Genomic DNA, 16,477 nt, shown 5'->3' on the forward strand with positions numbered 1-16,477 from the left:
GTTCACTATTCGGAATTCGCCATATCGGCAGCCGCGGGATAAGTCATGTTCAACGTCGACGACGAAAAACGCCCGGTTCCGCGTGCATCGTTGCTCGATATCTCAGCAGGGAGCTCGCGAACCTCGAAGCCGGCGACAGGATCGGACGCCGCGCTGCGTGCATCCTCAAGCGCGTCGTTGCTCAGTCGCTTCGTCGAAGTCGATGAAGCTGCCGCGCAATCGCACACCGCCATCCGTCCGACATCCCAGGCTCGCGAATCCCAGCCAAAGGCAGCCCAACCGCAACCGCAGGCAGCCCAACCCAAGACAAGGTCGGCACCCAAGGCCGCCGCTACCCGCGCGCAACCCAAGCGCGCGCTCGGCGATGCCGGGGGCAGGATGGCGCGGTGGTTGGCGGGCAACGATGCGTCCGGCACCGGCGGTGGAGACACGCCGCCTCCCGGCGACCGTCCCCTGGTCGATATCAAGGCCGTGCTTCGCTCCGTCTGGCAGCTTCGTTTCGTCATCGCCGCCACGACGGTTCTCGGCGCCGTCGCCGGCGTGGCGATCGCGCTGTCGACACCCAGCATCTACCTCTCGGAGAGCCGGCTCTATATCGACCCGCGCGAGGTGCGGCTGACGGATTCCGATCTCTCCAAACAATCGCTGGCAACGGAAGGCATTCTTGCGCTTGTCGACAGCCAGCTCGAAGTGCTGCGCTCGCGCACCGTTATGGAGAAGGTCGCACGCGATCTGGACCTGCAGAACGATAGCGAGTTTTCCGGAACCGGCGCAGCGGACGGCGAGGTGCCACCACGCACGCTGCAGAAGCTGAGCGACGCCATCCGCGTCTGGCGCGATCCCAAGACCTTCATCGCCATCGTCGAGGCGCAAAGCAGAAGCCCGGAGAGATCGGCGCAAATCGTGAACCACTTGGTCGAAACCTTCCTCGGCGAGGAGACGGCTGCGCAATCGGGCTTCTTCCAGAAGACGACCGCGGCTCTCGACCAGCGCATCGCCGGCCTCAAGTCCGAGCTCGACACTGCGGAAAAGGCGATCGAGGAGTATAAGGCGCGCAACGATATCGTTGGCGCAGGCGGCGAGCTGATTGCAGACAAGCAATTGCTCAGTCTCAGCGACCAGGTCGCGGCTGCCCGCAACCGCATTGCGGAAGCAAAGGCGAAGGCCGAAGTCTCCGGAAGGGTCCGGATCGACGATGTGCTGACGGGCGCGTTTCCCGAAGAGGTCGGTTCGATTGCGCTTGCCGAACTGCGCAAGCAATATGCCGCAACCCGGGCGCAACTAAGCTCGCTCGATGCAAGCCTCGGCCCCCGTCACCCGCAGCGCATCGCCGTCGTGCAGTCGCTGGATTCCTCCCGTGCCGAGATTGCCAACGAGCTGCGGCGTATCGCTGCCGCTTCGCAGACCGATCTCGAGCGTGCGCAGCGGGCGGAACAGGACCTCGTGCGGCAGTTTGCGGCACAGAAGGCCCGCCAGATCAACTCGTCCGGCGAAATGGTCGAGTTGCGTGAGCTGGAGAGAAATGCGGCAGCGACCCGCGAGATCTACGAATCCTTCCTGAAGCGCGCCAGCGAAACGCGCGAAGAAGAAAAGCTGACGACCAAGAACATCCGTGTCGTTTCGCGGGCGGAACCTGCACTGTTGCCCAAGGGGCCGTCGCGAAAGATCATCGTCATCGGCGCAACTTTGGCCGGTTTCTTCGCCGGCTTCGGTCTCGGTATCCTGCTCGGAATCTATCGCAGCCTGAACGGCTTGTTTGTCAGGCCGAAGGGCGGGCCGACGGAAACCGTCGACCCGGAGCCGCCGGAGCCCGGCACGGACCCGGATCCCTTGCCCGGCACAAGCAGCCAGCGGGAGGAGCAAGTGCGCGAGATGGACCTGCCGCCGCCGTTCTCGCCGGCGGCGCACCATGCCCAGTCGCTGACCGCCGCCTATCTCGCTTCCCGCGAACTGGTGAAGCAGGAGCCCTCCGGCAAGCGCTCGCCTCGCGGTTTCGAACCTGACGAGGATGTCGGTATCGCCCGGGTTCAGGACGATCTTCGTGCGCTCAGGTCCCGCGTCGAGAGCTACTCCCGCCAGAAAGTCGCGCGTCGCTGAACCTCGGGATTTGCGGGTGTCATCAATGCGGCCCTTCAGTGATGAAAGGAAATGATGCTGCCTGCACTGTAAACGTGCGTCTGGCGATGCCTGCCCCTTGCATTTATGCGTTTGGGACAGCATAGGGCGCTTTGAGGCAATCGCCTTTCCCGAGGCGAATTAGAGTGTGCCACGAACAGGAAGCCAGGAGGAATGCCGTGACGACTGTGATAGATGGCAAGCAGGTCGCCGCTTCGGTTATCGAGGCCGTAAAATCCGCGACGCAAGCGCTTGAAGCGGATGCGGGCGTGCGTCCCGGTCTCGCGGTGGTGATCGTCGGCAACGATCCGGCCAGCCATGCCTACGTCTCCTCCAAGAGCAAAATGGCCAAGGAATGCGGCTTCCAGTCAGTCCAGCACACCCTGCCTGAGGACACGAGCCAGGACGATCTGGCGGCCCTCGTTGCCAAGCTCAACGCGGACGCCAGTATTCACGGCATTCTCGTCCAGCTGCCGCTGCCCAAGCATCTCAATTCCGAGCCGATCATCCAGTCGATCCTGCCGGAAAAGGACGTGGACGGTCTGCATGTGGTCAACGCCGGCAAGCTGGCGACCGGCGATCTCGAAGGCGGTCTGGTTTCCTGTACGCCCGCCGGCGCGATGGTGTTCGTGCGCCAGACCCACGGTGAGGACCTTTCGGGCCTGAACGCAGTTGTCATCGGCCGCTCGAACCTTTTCGGCAAGCCGATGGCGGCTTTGCTGCTTGCCGCCAACGCGACGGTGACGACGGCGCATTCGCGCACGAAGGATCTGCCGGCGGTCTGCCGCAATGCCGATATTCTGGTCGCGGCTGTCGGTCGACCTGAAATGGTCAAGGCGGATTGGGTGAAGCCTGGCGCAACCGTGATCGATGTCGGCATTAACCGCGTGTCCGCACCGGAAAAAGGCGAGGGCAAATCCAAGCTCGTCGGCGACGTCGCTTTCGGTGAAGTGGAAAAGGTCGCAGGCGTGATCACGCCGGTGCCGGGTGGCGTCGGCCCAATGACCATTGCCATGCTGATGGCAAACACCGTGATTGCCGCCTATCGCAAGGCGGGACGCAAGCCACCACGCTTCTGATCAGCGCCAGCTGGTATCTGTCGTTACCCGGCGCGCCGCCTCCGCGGCGCGTTTTTTACTTCTGCGGGGCCGGGCCAGTCGAGGCTCGGACGATCAATTCGGCGCGCCAGAGTTCCTGGTCGGGAAAAGCGCCGCTCTTGAGGATGCCTGCAATCAACCGAGTGGCGATGCGCCCGCCGGCTGCCCGCAGCGATGAGCGCGTCGTCGTCAGCGGCACGCTGAAGTTTTCCGGCTTCAGCATCGGCAACACATCATCATGCGCGATCAGCGAGATGTCGCGACCGATCGCCATTCCCGCCTGATTGACGGCCCTGACGGCGCCGAGCGCCAGCACCGTGCTCGAACACAGAACGGCAGTTGGCGCGTCGGGCTGCTGCAGGAAGCGCTGCATGCTGCGGTAGCCGTGTTCGTCGGTCATCAGCGAGTGATGGACAAGCGCCTCGTCGATATTGAGGCCGTGTTCGGCCAGCGCCTTCGCCATGCCTTTCCGGCGGCGAATGGAAAAGCTGAGATAATCCGGACCGTTGATCAGTGCGATCCGCTGGTGGCCGAGCTGGATCAGCAGGCGCGTCGCATCGTAAAAAGCACCGGTGTTGTCGATGTCGAGGAAAGGATAATCCCGTGTCTCGCCGATCGAGCGCCCATGCACGACAAAGGGCATGGACAGCGATTTGAGCATCGCGATGCGCGGATCGTTCGCGCGCATATAGGCAAGAAACAGCGCATCGACATTGCCGCTGGCGGCAAGCCGCTGGAAGGTCGCCTCTTCATCCTCCGGCGCACTGGGATTGAGGACGAAATGGAAGTCGTGTTTGACCGCTTCCTCGCCAAGCCCCGCCAGGAATTCCCCGAAATGCACGTCGGAATCGATGCCGGCGGCGATCGGCATCACCATGCCGATTGAATAGGCCCTGCCGGTGGCAAGCCGCTGCGCCGCCCGGTTCGGCCGATAGCCGGTTTCGCGCACGGCCTGCAGCACGCGCTGGCGGGTTTCCGCATTGACTTCCGGAAAGCCGTTCAACGCCCGGCTCACTGTCGTCTGTGACAGGCCGAGAAGTTCCGCGAGCTGCTTGAGATTGACCGCCATGGTCAATTTTCCTCCCAAAGCGCTTTGGATATCCCTTTGATTTTTGTGGTTTCATCCAGCGCCCTCAATTTCTGTAGCACTCGTTTTTCATCATACAAAGCAGAATTAGCCGGCTTCGCGCTGCAAAAAGTTGCCGCAAAGCAAAATAATGTCGGATGAGAGACGGTGAATCGAAAGCGCTTGACTCCTGGAGTGTCGCAATGGTTTGTTAGCAAACTCAAAGCGCTTTGAATTTTGCGCATTGATGATCTGCCCGGCGGGGTCCGGGTTCATCTTGGGAGGAGAACAACGTGAAGAGATCATTTCTGTTGAGCGTGGCCGCGCTGGCGCTGTTTGCGGGCGCTGCCGGCGCTGCGGATCTGAAGTTCAAGCCTGGCGAAGACAGCAAATTCAACTGGGCGAGCTTCGAGGAATTCAAGAAGGGTCATGACCTCAAGGGGCAGACGCTGACGATCTTCGGCCCCTGGCGCGGCGAGGACGAGGCGCTCTTCAAGAGCGTCTATGCCTATTTCGTCGAGGCGACCGGCGTCGAGATCAAGTATTCGTCCTCTGAAAACTACGAACAGCAGATCGTCATCGACACCCAGGCCGGCAGCCCGTCCGATATTTCCATCCTGCCGCAGCCGGGCCTCATCGGCGATCTTGCGTCCAAGGGTTACCTGACGCCGCTCGGCGATGACACCCAGAAGTGGCTGCTCGACAATTATGCCGCCGGCCAGTCCTGGGTCGACCTTTCGACCTACAAGGGCAAGGACGGCAACGCCGCCCTTTATGCCTTCCCCTACAAGATCGATGTGAAGTCGCTGGTCTGGTACTCGCCGGAGAACTTCGAGGACGCCGGCTACGAAGTGCCCAAGACCATGGAAGAGCTGAAGGCGCTGACCGAGAAGATCGCCGCTGACGGCCAGAAGCCCTGGTGCATCGGCCTCGGCTCGGGCGGCGCGACCGGCTGGCCCGCCACCGACTGGGTCGAAGACATGATGCTGCGCACGCAGCCCGCCGATGTCTACGACAAGTGGGTCAAGAACGAAATCCCCTTCAACGATCCGGCCGTCGTTGGTGCGATCGACGAGTTCGGCTGGTTCGCCAAGAACGACAAGTTCGTCGATGGTGGCGCGGCTGCAGTCGCGTCGACCGACTTCCGCGACAGCCCGAAGGGCCTCTTCGCATCGCCGCCGAAGTGCTACCTGCATCACCAGGCATCGTTCATTCCGTCGTTCTTCCCTGAGGGCACGGTGATCGGCGAGGATGCCGACTTCTTCTACATGCCGCCTTACGAAAGCAAGAAGGACCTCGGCAATCCGGTTCTGGGCGCCGGCACGCTGGCGATGATCACCAAGGACACGCCGGCAGCACGCGCCTTCATCGAGTTCCTGAAGACCCCGATCGCGCATGAAGTCTGGATGGCGCAGACGAGCTTCCTGACGCCTTACAAGAGCGTCAACGTCGACACCTACGGCAATCCGCCGCTGAAGAAGCAGGGCGAGATCCTGCTGAACGCGACGACGTTCCGCTTCGACGGCTCGGACCTGATGCCCGGCAAGATCGGCGCAGGCGCATTCTGGACCGGCATGGTCGACTTCGTCGGCGGCAAGTCGGCGATTGACGTTGCCGACAGCGTTCAGAAGGCCTGGGACGCCATCAAGTAAAAACCGGACGGCGGGCGGTGATTGCGCCGCCCGCCCAGTCCTCCGGGTCCGTTGAACGTTCAGTGCGACGGGACCCCAACGAGAACGGCGACAATCGCCATGCCCTGCGCGAAATGTGCACTTGGGGGAGGGACATGTCATGCAACAGCTCGTCTTTGCGGTAGGCACCATGGTGGCCGGGGTGCTCGGCTGTGCGGCCTATTTCTGGGGAACCAGCTACATTCTCGATTTGATCTTCCCGTCGAAAGGGCGATCCGGTGTCGAGGCGTCGCGCAACCTGCGCATTACCAACGCCATCCGGCCATGGCTGTTTCTCGCCCCGGCGCTGTTTGCGCTGACGATCTACCTCATCTACCCCGTGATCATGTCGGTCTGGTTCAGCGTGCATGATCGCGCCGGCCAGAATTTCGTCGGTGCCAGCAACTACATCTGGATGCTGAACGACGGCGAGTTTCGCCAGTCGATCTTCAACAATTTCCTCTGGCTGCTGGTGGTGCCAGCGCTCGCCACCTTCTTCGGGCTTGTCATCGCCGCTTTGACCGACCGGATCTGGTGGGGCAACATCGCCAAGACCCTGATCTTCATGCCGATGGCGATCTCCTTCGTCGGCGCTGCCGTCATCTGGAAGTTCATCTACGATTATCGCGCCGAGGGCACCGAACAGATCGGTCTCTTGAACGCGATCGTCGTCGCTTTCGGCGGCGATCCGCAGGCCTGGATCACGCTACCGTTCTGGAACAACTTCTTCCTGATGGCGATCCTGGTCTGGATCCAGACCGGCTTTGCCATGGTGATCCTCTCGGCGGCGCTGCGCGGCATCCCCGAGGAAACGGTGGAGGCCGCCGTAATCGATGGCGCCAACGGATGGCAGATCTTCTTCAAGATCATGGTGCCGCAGATCTGGGGCACGATCGCCGTGGTCTGGACGACGATCACCATCCTCGTCCTCAAGGTGTTCGATATCGTGCTGGCGATGACCAACGGCCAGTGGCAGAGCCAGGTGCTCGCCAATCTCATGTTCGACTGGATGTTCCGCGGCGGTGGCGACTTCGGACGTGGTGCTGCGATCGCCGTCGTCATCATGGTGCTGGTCATCCCGATCATGGTCTGGAACATTCGCAACGCGGCCAAAGAAATGAAGGGGCACTGAGATGAACCCGGCGACCCGCTCCCCTCTCACCTGGGCCGTACACCTCTCGGTCCTTCTCCTGGTCGCGCTCTGGACCCTGCCGACCGCGGGCCTGTTGATCTCGTCGCTGCGCGACAAGGATCAGCTCGCAGTCTCCGGCTGGTGGACGGCCCTGTCGACCTCGACCCAGAACATCGTCGCCCGTGCACCGGGGGCCGATACCCAGGTCGAACGCGACGGCAAGTTCGTGATCTCAGGCGATGTACTCGAAGGCACCGCCGCCGGCGAAGTTTCCGCCTTCGGCTTTTCGAGCCAAAAGCCGACGGCGTTCAAGGCCGGCGAAACGGCCGAGCTGAATGACGGCGAGAAGCTGACGGTACAGGCCGATGGCAGCTTCGAGATTGTCTCCGACACCAAGATGGAAGGTTCGCGCGGCCAGCGTATCTTCTTCACTGCCGCCATTCCACCTCGCTTCACTTTCGACAACTACGTCGAGGTCCTGAGTGCCGAAGGCATCGGCGCCTCCTTCATCAACTCGCTGACGGTTGCCATTCCCTCGACGATCATCCCGATCCTGATTGCAGCCTTTGCCGCTTATGCGCTCGCCTGGATGCCGTTTCCGGGGCGCGCGATCCTGATCGCCGTCGTCGTCGGCCTGCTCGTCGTGCCGCTGCAGATGTCGCTCATCCCGCTTCTGAAGCTCTATAACGGCGTCGGCGCCTTCTTCGGCGTGCCGGCCAAGACCTATGTCGGCATCTGGCTTGCCCATACCGGCTTCGGCTTGCCGCTGGCGATCTATCTCTTGCGCAACTACATGGCCGGCCTGCCGCGCGAGATCATGGAATCCGCGCGTGTCGACGGCGCCAGCGACTTCGACATCTTCGTCAAGATCATCCTGCCGCTGTCGTTTCCGGCGCTGGCGTCGTTCGCGATCTTCCAGTTCCTGTGGACCTGGAACGACCTGCTGGTCGCCATCGTCTTCCTCGGCGCAGGCCAGGATGAACTCGTGCTGACCGGCCGGCTGGTCAATCTTCTCGGCTCTCGCGGCGGCAACTGGGAGATCCTGACCGCCTCCGCCTTCATCACCATCATCGTCCCCCTGATCGTCTTCTTCAGCCTGCAGCGCTATCTCGTGCGCGGCCTGCTGGCGGGATCGGTCAAGGGCGGCTGATCTCACAGGGACTTCTGAACGCAATGAGCATGACTGAAATGAGCGAATCCATCTTGCAGGTCGATAAGGACTGGTGGCGCGGCGCGGTGATCTATCAGATCTATCCGCGCTCCTACCAGGATTCTAACGGCGACGGCATCGGCGACTTGAAGGGCATCACCGCCCGGCTGCCGCATGTTGCCTCGCTCGGCGCCGATGCCATCTGGATCTCGCCCTTCTTCACCTCACCGATGAAGGATTTCGGCTACGACGTTTCGAATTACACCGACGTCGACGGCATCTTCGGCAATCTCGCCGATTTCGATGCGCTGATCGCCGAGGCGCACAGGCTCGGCATTCGGGTGATGATCGACCTCGTCCTGTCCCACACTTCGGACCAGCACCCCTGGTTCGTCGAAAGCCGCTCAAGCCGGACCAACGCCAAGGCGGACTGGTATGTCTGGGCGGATTCCAAGCCCGATGGAACGCCGCCCAACAACTGGCTGTCGATCTTCGGCGGCTCGGCCTGGGCCTGGGATCCGACGCGGCTGCAATACTACCTGCACAACTTCCTGACCTCGCAGCCGGACCTCAACCTGCATAATCCGGATGTGCAGGAGGCGCTTCTGGGCGTCGAGCGTTTCTGGCTGGAGCGCGGCGTCGATGGCTTCCGTCTCGACACCATCAATTTCTACTTCCACGACAAGCAGCTGCGGGATAACCCGGCGCTGGCGCCCGAGCGCCGCAACGCCTCCACCGCGCCCGCGGTCAATCCGTACAACTATCAGGAACATCTCTACGACAAGAACCAGCCGGAGAACCTGGCGTTCCTGAAGCGTTTCCGTTCCGTCATGGACGAATTTCCGGCAATCGCGGCCGTTGGCGAAGTCGGCGACAGCCAGCGCGGCCTCGAGATCGCCGGCGAATACACCTCCGGCGGCGACAAGATGCACATGTGCTACGCCTTCGAGTTCCTCGCGCCAGAAGCGCCGACGCCGGAACGTGTCGCCGAAGTCCTGCGTGATTTTCACAAGGCGGCCCCCGAGGGCTGGGCCTGCTGGGCCTTTTCCAATCACGACGTCGTTCGCCATGTCAGCCGATGGGGCGATGGCGTGACCGATCAAGACGCCTACGCCAAGCTGCTCGCCAGTCTGCTGATGTCGCTGCGCGGTTCCGTATGCATCTATCAGGGCGAAGAGCTGGCGCTCACCGAAGCCGAGCTTGCCTATGAAGACCTGAAGGATCCCTACGGCATTCAGTTCTGGCCCGACTTCAAGGGGCGCGACGGCTGCCGCACGCCGATGGTCTGGGACAGCGCTGCGGTCAACGGCGGCTTCGGCGATGCCAAGCCATGGTTGCCGGTGCCGGCCGAGCATCTGAAGCGGGCAGTCTCCACGCAGAAGGGCAACGAGGCCTCCGTCATGGAGCATTATCGCCGCTTCCTGCAGTTCCGCAAAGCGCATCCGGCCTTTGCCAAGGGCGAGATCGAGTTTCGCGGCACCGATGGGCCGGTTCTGGCCTTCGTGCGCAGCCACGGCAACGAGAAGCTTTTCTGCGCCTTCAACATGAGCGGCGCGGCCGCGACGGCTGATCTGCCTGGGGAGCCAGTGGAAGCGCTTGAAGGTCATGGCTTTACAGCCGAGATCAAGGACAACAGGGTCAAACTTCCGGCTTGGAGCGCATTCTTCGCGCGCCTGGTTTGAGACAGACATAAGAGACGAAGGGGAGGGTGCGATGACAGGTCTGACGCTTAAAGATATCCGCAAGTCCTATGGTGCGGTCGATGTCATTCACGGCATCAACCTCGAGATTAAGCAGGGCGAGTTCATCGTGTTCGTCGGTCCGTCCGGCTGCGGCAAGTCGACATTGCTGCGCATGATCGCCGGCCTGGAGGAGATCACCGGCGGCGACATGTTCATCGATGGAGAGCGCGTCAACGATGTGCCGCCGTCGAAGCGCGGCATCGCGATGGTGTTCCAGTCCTATGCGCTCTATCCGCATATGACCGTCTACGACAACATGGCTTTCGGCATGCGGATCGCCAAGGAAAGCAAGGAAGAGATCGACCGGCGCGTGCGTGCGGCCGCCGATATCCTGCAGCTGACCAAATATCTCGACCGCCTGCCGAAGGCGCTTTCGGGCGGCCAGCGCCAGCGCGTGGCGATCGGCCGGGCGATCTGCAGGGATCCCAAGGTCTTCCTGTTCGACGAGCCGCTGTCGAACCTCGACGCAGCCCTTCGCGTCGCCACCCGCATCGAAATCGCCAGGCTCAACGAGCAGATGGCCGACACGACGATGATCTATGTCACCCACGACCAGGTCGAGGCGATGACGCTTGCCGATCGCATCGTCGTGCTGTCGGCCGGTCATATCGAGCAGGTCGGCCCGCCGCTCGAGCTATACGAGCGCCCGGCGAACCTGTTCGTCGCCCGCTTCATCGGCTCCCCTGCGATGAACGTCATTCCCGCCGCGATCACGGCGACGGGTCCACAGACGACAGTCAAGCTTGCCGGTGGCAAGTCGGTGACACTCGATATCCCCACCAACGCCTCCGAGAACGGCAAGACGGCGAGCTTCGGCGTACGTCCGGAAGATCTGCAAACGGCGAGCGGCGAAGACTTCCTCTTCGAAGGCACGGTGGCGATCGTCGAGGCGCTCGGTGAAGTGACGCTGCTCTACATCGAAGGGCTGGTCGAGAAAGAGCCGATCATCGCCAAGATCCCCGGCATTCTGCCCGTGCATCGCGGCGAGAAAGTCCGGTTCACCGCCGACAAGACCAAGCTGCATCTGTTCGACGCCGCCGGCAAGAGCTACCGCGCCTGAGAAAAAGCATCGCTGTTTTTCCCCATCAACCCGTCCGATTTTCGGACGGGTTTTTCTGTGTCCGTGCCCTCAATCTACCCTCTGTTAAATTTCTTCCTCTAGCCTGATGGGCAGGGGATATTAAGAGGCCTGTTGAATGACGACCGCGGCACCGATGATGCAGCAGCACTTCCTGAACAAGGAAGAATCTTTCATGTACGATCGCGAAACCACGTTCCCGATGGAGGACACGCGGAACGAGGCGCGCATCGAATATACGGAAAAAGGCATGACGCAGCTGAGCTCGCGCCGCTGCGAAATCATCAAGCTGTCGAAAAGCGGCGCCGTCCTCGGTATCCTGACGAAGTACCAGCTGCCGCAGAATTTCTACCTCGACATTCCAAGCGCCCGCATCCAGATGGTCGGTTGCCTGCTGAAGCGCGTGCACGCCAACAATGTCGTCGAAGCGCGTTTCCTGCGGCTATTGACCGACCGCGATCTCAATCGCATCTTCGTCTACAGCACGCATCCGAACCACCGGAACCGCACGCTCGACATCTATCGCTGAACGACGGAAATCCGTATGAAACGCCGGCCCAAACCAAGCGGGCTGGCGGTTGATGCATCGTTGCGGGACGGGCAGTCATCACCTGGTGGCGGCCGCATGCACTTGACTTCGTGCTTCAGTTTGGAACTGTTTTCGTCTTCACCGGAAGCGAGGCAATCCATCGATGGCGCCACCCTACCGTCTTTCCTGCCATTGTGGCGACATCGCCATTGAAGTCGATGTGGAGCTTTCAGGGCTGATCGAGTGCAATTGCTCGACCTGCCGGCGCACCGGTTTCCTTCACTGGAAGGTCGATGCCAGCAAGATCCGGCTGATCACGGAGAAACGGCGCCTCTCTACCTATGTCTGGCGCGGTGTGACCGAGGGGCATCATTTCTGCCCCACCTGCAGCGTCGCCATCATGCGCAGCGGCTATCCGAACGATCGCGTCTCGCTCAATGCGCGCTGCATCGAGGATATCGACATCTTCACCCTCGAGGTCGAGCGTTATGACGGTCGAAACGATATGTATCCGGGACCACTGAAGTAACGCGCGCCTTCGCGCGCCGGCTCACTGCCGACGGCGATGCTCGGCAGTGAGGGCTCGGTGGAAGTGAACGCCTCGGCGATGCCACCGAGGCTTCCTTCAGTTGAACAGCACGCTGGCGCCGTGGTCGGCAGAGCCGGCAATGGCGCGGAACGGTGCGAACAGCTCGCGACCCATTCCGAACTCGTTGTCCGAAAGATCGGCATGGGCGGGAATGCGCGTTTTCAGGGCGATATCCTCGACCAGCACCTCGATCGTGCCGGTCACGGCATCGATGCGAACGATGTCGCCTTCCTGGATGCGGGCGATCGGCCCGCCGTCCTTGGCTTCCGGCGTCACGTGAATGGCGGCGGGAACCTTGCCCGATGCACCCGACATGCGGCCGTCGGTGAGGATCGCCACGCGCTGGCCGCGATCCTGCAGGATGCCGAGCACGGTCGTCAGCTTGTGCAGCTCGGGCATGCCGTTTGCCTTCGGTCCCTGGAAGCGCACGACGGCGACGAAATCACCTTCGAGCTTGCCGGCCTTGAAGGCGGCGTTCAGCTCGCCCTGGTCATGGAAGATCTTCGCCGGTGCCTCGATGACGTGGCGATCGGGCTTGACGGCTGAGATCTTGATCACCGCCTTGCCAATATTGCCGGTCAGCATCTTGAGGCCGCCCGAATGCTGGAACGGATGGTCGATGGTGGAGAGCACCTTCGGGTCACCGCTCTCAGCCGGCGTCGGCACGCGCTCGACGCCGCCATCCGCCCCGAGGCGGACATCGATCTTGTAGGCGTCGAGGCCCTGGCCGACGACGGTGCGCACATCGTCGTGCAGCAGACCGCCACGAAGCAACTGGCTGATCAGGAAGCCCATGCCGCCGGCCGCGTGGAAGTGGTTCACGTCGGCAAGGCCGTTCGGGTAGACGCGCGCAAGCAGCGGCACGATGTCCGAAAGCTCGGAAATGTCCTGCCAGGTCAAGAGGATGCCGGCGGCACGCGCCATGGCGACAAGGTGCATGGTGTGGTTGGTGGAGCCACCCGTCGCATGCAGGCCGACGACGCCGTTGACGATCGAACGCTCGTCGATCATTTCGCCGGCCGGCGTAAACTCGTTGCCCATGGCCGTGATCGCCAGCGCCCGCTTGGTTGCTTCCTTGGTCAGCGCGTCGCGCAGCGGCGTGCCGGGATTGATGAAGGAGGCGCCGGGCAGGTGGAAGCCCATGATCTCCATCAGCATCTGGTTGGAGTTGGCCGTGCCGTAGAATGTGCAGGTGCCGGGGCCATGGTAGGACTTGGATTCCGCTTCGAGCAACTCCTCGCGGCCGACCTTGCCTTCGGCAAAGAGCTGGCGCACCCGCGCCTTTTCGTCGTTCGGCAGGCCCGTGGTCATCGGTCCGGCCGGCACGAAGACGGCCGGCAGATGGCCGAAGGTCAGCGCCGCGATCACGAGGCCCGGCACGATCTTGTCGCAGACGCCGAGATAGACGGTGGAATCGAACATGTTGTGAGACAGGCCGACACCGGCAGACATGGCGATCAGGTCGCGCGAAAACAGCGACAGTTCCATGCCGGGCTGGCCCTGGGTTACGCCGTCGCACATGGCCGGCACGCCGCCGGCAACCTGAGCGACACCGCCTGCCTCTCGCGCCGCTTCGCGGATCATCGCCGGATAGGTCTCGAACGGCTGATGCGCCGAAAGCATGTCGTTGTAGGAGGTGATGATGCCGAGGTTGGCGACGCGGTCGCCGGCGAGCGCCACCTTCTCGGCGGGGGAACAGACGGCAAACCCGTGTGCAAGGTTGCCGCAGCCGAGAACGCTGCGATGCGGTCCGCTTGAGGCTGCACGGCGCACGCGATCGAGATAGGGTTCTCGGTGCGGCTTCGAACGCTCGACGATGCGGGCGGTGATTGCGGCAATGCGGGAATCGGCGGACATGGCAAATCCTGTTCCGGAGCGCTGAAGCTCCTCATCTTCATCCAGTCATCGATCCGGAGCGTTGCCTGCCTGGGAGAACGTGCAGGCCACGCCCCGGTATGAGCTCTTTCAACACTTTCGCGTTCCGGTGGGGCGCCACCGGTTGAAAGTGTCCTGAACCGGCCGGTGATCCGGCCGTTATGGCGCCCAGTATATCTGCAGCGGCGAGGCTGCACGGCGCAGCATGGTGCGGATCGGCATCTCGGCTTCGTCGCCTTGACCTTCCGCCTTGGCAAGCACCACCTTCTTGCCCTCGCCTTCGATGTGCAGGACCAGGAGCCGCGCATCGTGAAGGCTGGAAAAGGTAAAGGTCAGGCGCGGTTCGCCGGCGCCTTCCGCTTCCATCGTGATGACGCCGCGCGGTGTCGTCGCGTCGATCGCCCTTGAAAGCTGTGTTCCGCCCGGGAAGAACGACGCGGTATGGCCATCCGTTCCCATGCCGAGCACGACGACGTCGAAGGGTGCGCCGATCTTGGCCGTTTCGTTGCTTGCGAGCACGGCCGCATCTTCTGCCGAAGCGGCAGCATGGTAAAGCGGCAGGAAATGTGCATTCGCCGCAGGCCCCTGAAGCAGGTTTGCCGTGACCAGCGCGTGGTTGGAACGATCGCTTTCCGGCGGAACGAAGCGTTCGTCCACCAGCGTGACCGTCACCTTGTCCCAGGCGATGTCCTTCTTGGCGAGCGCCTGGAAGAAGGCCTTGGGCGTGGAGCCACCGGAAACGGCAATGCTTGCCGTTCCGCGCGCGGCAATACCGGCGGCAAGGGCTGCGCTGACGGCGTCGGCCAGGCCTTCGGCAAGCGCAGCGCCAGTGTCGAATGTGTGAAGCGTCGTGCTCATTTCCAACCTATATCGCATCGTGCCAGGTGCGGCCGTCGCGCTCGATCAGCGCGATCGACTGGCTCGGACCCCAGGTGCCGGCGGTATAACCCTGCACCTGCTGTCCGGTTTCTTCCCAGGCTTTGAGGATTGGATCGACCCACTTCCATGCCGCCTCGACCTCGTCACGGCGCACGAACAGCGTCTGGTTGTTGCGAACGACGTCGAACAGCAGCCGCTCATAGGCATCGGCATTGCGCACGTCGAAGGCCTCGGCAAAGCTCATGTCGAGCGAAACATTGCGAAGGCGCATGCCGCCCGGGCCTGGGTCCTTGATCATCAGAGACTGCTTGACGCCTTCGTTCGGCTGCAGGCGGATGACGAGCTGGTTGGCGGAAATCCGACCGGCACTGTTGTCGAAGATCGAGTGCGGGATCTGCTTGAAGGTAATGACGATTTCCGACATGCGTCCGGCAAGGCGCTTGCCGGTGCGGATGTAGAATGGCACGCCGGCCCAACGCCAGTTGCTGACTTCGGCCTTGATCGCGACGAAGGTTTCGGTGTTCGAGACGCCGCCTTCGAGCTCTTCCAGATAGCCCTTGACCGGGCCGCCGGCAGATGCGCCCGCGCGATATTGGCCGCGTACCGTCACCTGCTCCACATTGGAAGCGTTGACCGGCTTCAGCGCGCGCAGAACTTTCAGCTTTTCGTCGCGCACGGCTTCCGCGTCCATCGAGGTCGGCGCTTCCATCGCAACAAAGCAGACGAGCTGCAGGATGTGGTTCTGCACCATGTCGCGAAGCGCGCCAGCCTTGTCGTAGTAGCCAGCGCGGTTTTCGAGGCCGACGGCTTCCGAAACGGTGATCTGCACGTGGTCGATATGGGCGGAGTTCCACAGCGGCTCATAGAGCGCATTGGCGAAACGCAGCGCCATCAGGTTCTGCACCGTCTCCTTGCCGAGATAGTGGTCGATGCGGAAGATCTGTTCTTCGCGGAACACCTTGCCGATCGTGTCGTTGAGTTCGGTCGCCGACGCCAGGTCGCGCCCGATCGGCTTTTCGACGACGATGCGGGTGGTCTTGGTGATCAGCTTGTGATCGCGGATCTTTTCGGAGATGTCGCCGAAGATCGCCGGCCCGACGGCGAGGTAGAAGGCGCGAATGCGCTCCTTGCCCTCTTCCAGGATCTTCTTCAGCTGATCCCAGCCCTGGTCGGACTTGGCATCGACCGAGACGTAGAAGAGGCGGGCGGTGAACTTCGCCACTTCCTCTTCATTGTATTCGGCCGGCTTCAGGTGTTCCTTCAGCGCATCGGCGGCAAACTTGCGATATTCCTCATGTGTCAACGCGGCGCGCGAAGCGCCGATGACGCGGGTCGGCTCAGTGATCTGGCCTTCCATCTGGCGGTGGTAGAGCGCTGGCAGCAGCTTGCGCTCGGCGAGATCGCCGGTGCCCCCGAACACGACATAGTCAAACGGTTCGACGGGAATGATCTGGCTGCTCATGGGATAATCTCGATCTTGTTCAGGTCAGGGACACATATAATCTAATCGATTTAAAGGCGCTAGGGTGCGACGCAATAAAATGCCCTTCAATGC

Annotated in this window: 13 protein-coding genes; 9 read left to right on the forward strand and 4 right to left on the reverse strand. The window is 62.2% G+C overall.

Features of this window, described 5'->3' with window-relative positions; translation table 11 throughout:
• Positions 1–45: 45 nt before the first annotated feature.
• Together AC1Q80_RS03345 and folD are read left to right on the forward strand one after the other, a co-directional pair.
• The gene (locus AC1Q80_RS03345) at positions 46–2,097 is read left to right on the forward strand and encodes a GumC family protein (protein ID WP_492359630.1); all 2,052 of its coding nucleotides are present in this window, start codon (positions 46–48) and stop codon (positions 2,095–2,097) included.
• A gap of 197 nt (positions 2,098–2,294) precedes the next feature.
• Positions 2,295–3,194 (forward strand): bifunctional methylenetetrahydrofolate dehydrogenase/methenyltetrahydrofolate cyclohydrolase FolD, encoded by a 900-nt coding sequence (gene folD, locus AC1Q80_RS03350; protein ID WP_209787485.1) that lies wholly within the window; start codon positions 2,295–2,297, stop codon positions 3,192–3,194.
• Positions 3,195–3,249: 55 nt separating this feature from the next.
• Here the strand turns inward: folD and AC1Q80_RS03355 are convergent, their stop codons facing one another.
• On the reverse strand, positions 3,250–4,281 hold the full coding sequence (locus AC1Q80_RS03355; protein WP_173419024.1) for a substrate-binding domain-containing protein: 1,032 nt from the start codon (positions 4,279–4,281) through the stop codon (positions 3,250–3,252).
• Positions 4,282–4,571: 290 nt separating this feature from the next.
• On the opposite strand from AC1Q80_RS03355, the gene AC1Q80_RS03360 reads away from it, so the two are divergent.
• The 7 genes from AC1Q80_RS03360 (at position 4,572) to AC1Q80_RS03390 (ending at position 12,108) form a co-directional block, all read left to right on the forward strand.
• Positions 4,572–5,930, forward strand: coding sequence for an ABC transporter substrate-binding protein (locus AC1Q80_RS03360; RefSeq protein ID WP_209787483.1), 1,359 nt, complete (start codon positions 4,572–4,574; stop codon positions 5,928–5,930).
• A gap of 139 nt (positions 5,931–6,069) precedes the next feature.
• On the forward strand, positions 6,070–7,080 hold the full coding sequence (locus tag AC1Q80_RS03365) for a carbohydrate ABC transporter permease (RefSeq protein ID WP_209787482.1): 1,011 nt from the start codon (positions 6,070–6,072) through the stop codon (positions 7,078–7,080).
• A gap of 1 nt (position 7,081) precedes the next feature.
• The gene (locus AC1Q80_RS03370; RefSeq protein ID WP_173419027.1) at positions 7,082–8,230 is read left to right on the forward strand and encodes a carbohydrate ABC transporter permease; all 1,149 of its coding nucleotides are present in this window, start codon (positions 7,082–7,084) and stop codon (positions 8,228–8,230) included.
• A 29-nt stretch (positions 8,231–8,259) separates the two neighbouring features.
• Positions 8,260–9,912, forward strand: a complete 1,653-nt coding sequence (bglA, locus tag AC1Q80_RS03375) for a beta-galactosidase BglA (RefSeq protein ID WP_492359857.1) — start codon at positions 8,260–8,262, stop codon at positions 9,910–9,912.
• A 31-nt stretch (positions 9,913–9,943) separates the two neighbouring features.
• Positions 9,944–11,032, forward strand: a complete 1,089-nt coding sequence (locus AC1Q80_RS03380; RefSeq protein ID WP_209787480.1) for an ABC transporter ATP-binding protein — start codon at positions 9,944–9,946, stop codon at positions 11,030–11,032.
• Positions 11,033–11,168: 136 nt separating this feature from the next.
• On the forward strand, positions 11,169–11,579 hold the full coding sequence (locus AC1Q80_RS03385; protein WP_173419030.1) for a hypothetical protein: 411 nt from the start codon (positions 11,169–11,171) through the stop codon (positions 11,577–11,579).
• A gap of 163 nt (positions 11,580–11,742) precedes the next feature.
• Positions 11,743–12,108: a GFA family protein gene (locus AC1Q80_RS03390; protein WP_173419031.1), complete on the forward strand. Its 366-nt coding sequence runs from the start codon at positions 11,743–11,745 to the stop codon at positions 12,106–12,108.
• Positions 12,109–12,204: 96 nt separating this feature from the next.
• Here the strand turns inward: AC1Q80_RS03390 and edd are convergent, their stop codons facing one another.
• The 3 genes from edd to zwf all read right to left on the reverse strand — a co-directional run bounded on the left by edd (position 12,205) and on the right by zwf (position 16,384).
• Complete coding sequence (gene edd, locus AC1Q80_RS03395; RefSeq protein WP_492359631.1) at positions 12,205–14,025, reverse strand: phosphogluconate dehydratase; 1,821 nt, start codon at positions 14,023–14,025, stop codon at positions 12,205–12,207.
• Between the two features lie 177 nt (positions 14,026–14,202).
• Positions 14,203–14,901: a 6-phosphogluconolactonase gene (gene pgl / locus AC1Q80_RS03400; protein ID WP_492359632.1), complete on the reverse strand. Its 699-nt coding sequence runs from the start codon at positions 14,899–14,901 to the stop codon at positions 14,203–14,205.
• A gap of 7 nt (positions 14,902–14,908) precedes the next feature.
• Positions 14,909–16,384 (reverse strand): glucose-6-phosphate dehydrogenase, encoded by a 1,476-nt coding sequence (gene zwf / locus AC1Q80_RS03405; RefSeq protein WP_173419034.1) that lies wholly within the window; start codon positions 16,382–16,384, stop codon positions 14,909–14,911.
• Between the last annotated feature and the right edge of the window lie 93 nt (positions 16,385–16,477).

The organism is Ensifer sp. GW823-FHT05D09 (assembly GCF_058795755.1).